The 5010-nt window shown below is 35.7% G+C and carries 3 protein-coding genes and 1 pseudogene; all 4 read right to left on the bottom strand.

Features of this window, described 5'->3' with window-relative positions; translation table 11 throughout:
* Positions 1 to 98 precede the first annotated feature (98 nt).
* The gene (locus tag WG67_RS03575) at positions 99 to 1526 is read right to left on the bottom strand and encodes a hypothetical protein (RefSeq protein ID WP_245683350.1); all 1428 of its coding nucleotides are present in this window, start codon (positions 1524 to 1526) and stop codon (positions 99 to 101) included.
* A 380-nt stretch (positions 1527 to 1906) separates the two neighbouring features.
* Positions 1907 to 2636 (bottom strand): annotated as a pseudogene (locus tag WG67_RS03570) (hypothetical protein); the annotation flags it as partial.
* A gap of 116 nt (positions 2637 to 2752) precedes the next feature.
* Positions 2753 to 4246 carry a DegQ family serine endoprotease gene (locus tag WG67_RS03565; RefSeq protein ID WP_010962868.1) on the bottom strand — a complete coding sequence of 498 codons (1494 nt, stop codon included), beginning with the start codon at positions 4244 to 4246 and terminating at the stop codon, positions 2753 to 2755.
* 3 nt (positions 4247 to 4249) lie between these two features.
* The coding region (hflC, locus tag WG67_RS03560) for a protease modulator HflC (protein WP_458694902.1) at positions 4250 to 5010 on the bottom strand (761 nt) is incomplete at its 5' end.

Below are 5010 nucleotides of genomic sequence, written 5' to 3'. Positions count from 1 at the left end.
ATGACATGGTGAGGCGTCATCCAAGTAGCTGACGCTGGTTTCCATCCAAGAGGGTGTCATCCCAGTGCCCAGACACTGGGATCTAACTACCTTCACGATTATGTCTTTCCTACTGATTGACCTTCTACACATTTCTCAACTTTTACATCATTAGTCAATCCTCTTGGTGATTGAGCATCATTCACAGAACCTTCATTCTCAGCACCATTCCAAACACCTATTTTAAAATTGGCAAGTTCTTTTGCAAGTTCGGTGTAAAGGTTATCCGCTTCTTTCTTATTAACATTACCATTCAGACGGCTTGCTGCATAACTAGCAGACTCGTTTTTCTTCCCATTATCAAGCTTGTTTCCTTGTCCATTAGTGGGTGGCGTGGTTCCTCTTCCATTAACACTAGTATTCGCATCCCTTTCTCGGAAACCAATATTCTTTATTTTATTAAAATTAATTTTTATCCCACTTGCCACAGGCTTCTTGTCTGGAAGTTTCGGTGGACACACCTCTTTCTTCGGTTCAGGCTTCGCTTTTTTCTCTTCATTCACTTTTTCTGGTTTTTGTGAATTTTCATGATATTTTCTTTCAAGCTCAGCAAGACGCAATAGATGTTTCAAAGGATCTAACGCAATTTCAAGTTCTGGTTTGCTCAGAACAACCGGTCTTACAAATCCTGGTGAAATTTCAAAAAGGAAAACTGGCACTTCAGGTTTTTCTCTTTCATCCACTTTCATTTCTACGTTTTCGCAAACTTCTTTAGTTGCTTCTAATGATGTTTTTTCTGCTTTTTTATCTTCTTTTTCTGTAGATGCCTCTACCGCAGCCGCCAACTCAACTCCAAACATCTCTGCGAACATTGTAACAATCCATCCGACAACGGCCATTTGTAACCTGAGTTTCAGATCTTGCAATGCAGTTAATCTTTCTAACGCCCTTGCAAACTCTTCTTCTGATAACTCACCACTGCCTAATTTTTCCTGCAATTCTTTTATCTCTTTGTCCAACTTCTGATTGAAACTTAAATCGCGTGCAAAAATCTTCTTGATTAACTCCTTAAGCTTATCACGCAAAAACTTCATTATCGCAGCAATCAGGTTTTTTTCTTCCTTCTCCTTGAGCATTTGGTAGATTTTCGGATCATCTACATCTACTTCAAAAAGGTTGAAGAGAGATTCAAAGAAATTCCAGAAATCTCCGAGTACTCTTCCTTTTTCACCAGTGAAGTAATCCTCATCATCACCTTCTCCGATATGTAGCTCTCCTTGAGATGATATTTCATCGATACAACTAGAAGCCTGACGCTCACACTCGAGCCTCCTGAGCAAATCTTGTCTGGTAAGCTCCTCTATGGCTGCTTTTAGTTCATTTAGCTTCTGCTCTGCAGAGAAATCTTGCTCCCTGATTTTTCCTTGGAAGATTGAGCTACCGTTTCCGTTATTATCTGAAAAATTTTCCATTATTTTTGCCTCCTCAATAAAATTACTGCCTTTGTTGTTACCTGAAAAGCTTTCCACCATTTTTACTTCCTTCATAAAACTTAATAATTTAATTCTACAGTACTAAATATTTAAGAACTATTAATGTAAAGATGTCAATAAAATTATTTACATTTTTACACTATATATATATTATATCATGTGATATTTAACCTCTCAATAATATTTTTTATTTTTACTGCTTCTTCAAACTCTAGTATGCGCTTTTCTTAAATTATCCTTATTAATATTTGCTTTTGCCTCTATCCCACTTTTTCTTGTAAAGTATTTGATATAGATTTTATTATACTCTTTGACATAACATTTGTAACATACTTTATCTATAAATGGAAATTATTATACTTGCAGCTAGACACAATTTGAAATAATTTACACTATAAAGTTAAGGAACGAGATCCCAGATACAAGTGTCTGGGCACTGGGATGACAGGAGGGGGGGTTGGAATGACACCAGTATGGTTATTAATTGAATAAATAACCTCCTTATTTTCAGAAATCATTGGCAAACAAATGTGATGCCATATGTTTTTTGGCTTAGATAAGAGGTGCCCAGTTAAGTCTTCCAGGTGGAGCCTATGCATCACAAGCACAATTACTCCTTTTTTTCTATCGTTGAGTCTCGTTACTAAAGTCTGATCGAACCAGTTTGTGGCACGTTTTCTAAATGTTTCACTCAAAGCTTGAGCAGGGTTAAGCGGATCATCCACAATAATAGAGTCACCACCTTCACCGGTTAATGTTCCTCCAACTGATGTTGCGATTCTGTATCCTCTCTGCACTGTTTGGAATTTATATTTAGTGTTCTGGTCTTTGGATAGTTCTACCTCTGGAAATAGTTCTTTATACCAATCAGATTGCATTATGCACCTGGTATCAAGCGAATGTTTTTCACTAAGCAACTTAGAATAACTTGCAACTATTATTCTTGCAGTTGCCCAGTATCCATGCAGGCCACGCAACACTCATACATATGGACTTCATTGAACGCGGAGGCATATTGAATATTATGCGCCTTACTTCGCCAGCATTCGCTGCTTCCAGCCTTTCTGCTATGACTTTTATGTACTGATAATCATTATACTCACATCCCGGCACCACTGTTTGAAAGCACAGTTCAATGAATTTTAGAAAATTTATATTATCCATATGTGTATTTTAGTGAATGGAATGTAGACTTTAATAGTTTTGATTTGTCTTGTAAGATTGAGGTGTTACAGTGACAGGCTTACAATGCTGCTAATTTAGTAAATAACCTACGAGTGCTATTTCTTCAACTTTATCGAAGTAAAGAATTGATTTCCATTGCGGTAAATGAGCAACATTATTGAATCTTTACCGTTTTTCTTTACTGCTGAATCAACTTGTTTTTGAAAATCATTAGTATTTTCTATATCGGTTCCATCTAATTGGATAATAATGTCTCCTTTTTTAATACCACGCAACGTGGCATTACTGTTACTATCTACATTGGTAACTATCACACCTTTTGTAGGTACATTATTTTTACTTTCTTTTGATTCTTTTGGCAGATTTGAAACAGTTAAACCGGTTACATAATCAGATGTTGATTTATTTTCTTCTTGATTGTTATCTTGGCCATCATTTGTAGATTCTCCGATCACAACTTTAATATTAACCTCTTTGCTCTTTCTAAGTAACTTAACTTGCACTTTTTTCTCAGGTCCAGCTCTTGAAACCATTTGAGGTAATTGTGTCATTCTATCGATTTTTTTACCGTCAAATTCTAATAATATATCACCTACTTTAATCCCACCTTTTTCTGCAGGACTATCCTTTACTATACTTGCAACCAATGCGCCTTTTATATCTTTTAAACCCAAGGACTCAGCAAATTCTTTCGTTATAGGCTGAACTTGCACACCAAGCCAACCATGTTTTATTTTTTTGCCACTTTTTAATGTGTCAATAATTGACATAGCTAAATTAGATGGTATGGCAAAACCTATACCCACGTTGCCGCCAGACTCAGATGGAGAATAGATAGCAGTATTAATACCTATAACTTTTCCATTTAAATCAAATAACGGTCCTCCAGAATTACCCCTATTAATTGCAGCATCAGTTTGAATAAATTCATTCATAGTGCCAATACTAATGTCCCTGGACCTTGCAGATATAATTCCTGTGCTTACAGAGCCACCCAAACCAAATGGGTTACCTATTGCCATAACCGTATCACCAACCCTTGCTTTATCAGAATCACCAAATGCAACAGAAGAAAGATCTTTATCAGAATTAATCTTAAGCACAGCAAGATCAGTTCTTGCATCATAGCCTAAAACTTCTGCTTTGAAATAAGTATTATCGTTCATAGTAACTGTGATATCTTTGGCGTTTTTAATAACGTGATAATTGGTTACTATAGTTCCACCTTTATCTATAATAAACCCAGAACCAAGCAACACCACCTCTTTGTTAACACTAGGGCCCCTATCCATAAAAAACTGATCAAAATGCTCAAAAAACTCTCTAAAATCATCAAAAAAATTATTTCCTGGCATAGATGGAACTCTAGTTCTGCTGTTATTTTCTTGTTTGATGATTTGTTCGCTTGAAATATTTACAACCGCAGGAATGAGTTCTTCCACTAAATCGGCAAGTCCTTGATTACAGTTGCATGCAGTAGTGCTAGCATCAACGACCTTTTTTGCATTCCAATCAAACATATTAGCATACGAAGAAAACGCAATTAGAAAATATGCAAATATAGATAAAATAAATGCCTTACTTTTCATAGACTATTTCCACCCCTTATTTAAAATATCTAAAAAGTTATTGTTTGGTGAAAGTACAAATTTAGTATTATTTTCGGCAAATGATTTACTGTAAGCGCTCATAGAGCGATAAAAGTTAAAGAACTCTTCATCGACCTTAAATGCCTCATTATAAATTCTAGTTGCTTCAGCATAACCACGGCCCCTTATTTCGTACGATTCTTTTACTGCACTGGAGATAATTTCCCTTTTTAATTTATCAGCTTTTGATCTAACTTCCTGCCCAGCTTGCTCTCCTTCTGCTCTAATTTCTTTTGCTTCTTTTTCCCTTTCAGTTTGCATACGGCGAAATATTGCAGAACTATTTTCTTCTGGTAAGTCTGCTCTCTTAATTCTTACATCTATTATTTCTATGCCAAATTTTTCAGCTTCAGAATAAACTCCACGCTGAATCAATTGCATAACCTCTGATCTTTTTTCATTCAACAAGCTAATCAACGAAAATCTGCCTATATTTTCTCTTATGTGTGCTTCTATAACCGGATATAATCTTCTAACCAGACCTGATTCATTCCTCACAGCCTGGTAAAAAGTAACAGGATTTGTTATTTTATATTTTGCATACGCATCTACTATAATACGTTTTTGATCCGCTGTTATCACTTCCCTTGGGATCTTATCAGGACTTAAATCTAAAACTCTTTTATCAAGAAACTCTACACTATTTATGAATGGCAACTTAAAATATAAGCCACTTTCCCTAACATCCCTTACAACTTTACCGA

Source organism: Wolbachia endosymbiont of Drosophila incompta (assembly GCF_001758565.1).
Classification (GTDB): Bacteria; Pseudomonadota; Alphaproteobacteria; order Rickettsiales; family Anaplasmataceae; genus Wolbachia; species Wolbachia pipientis.
This window is presented reverse-complemented; position numbering and strand designations above follow the sequence as displayed.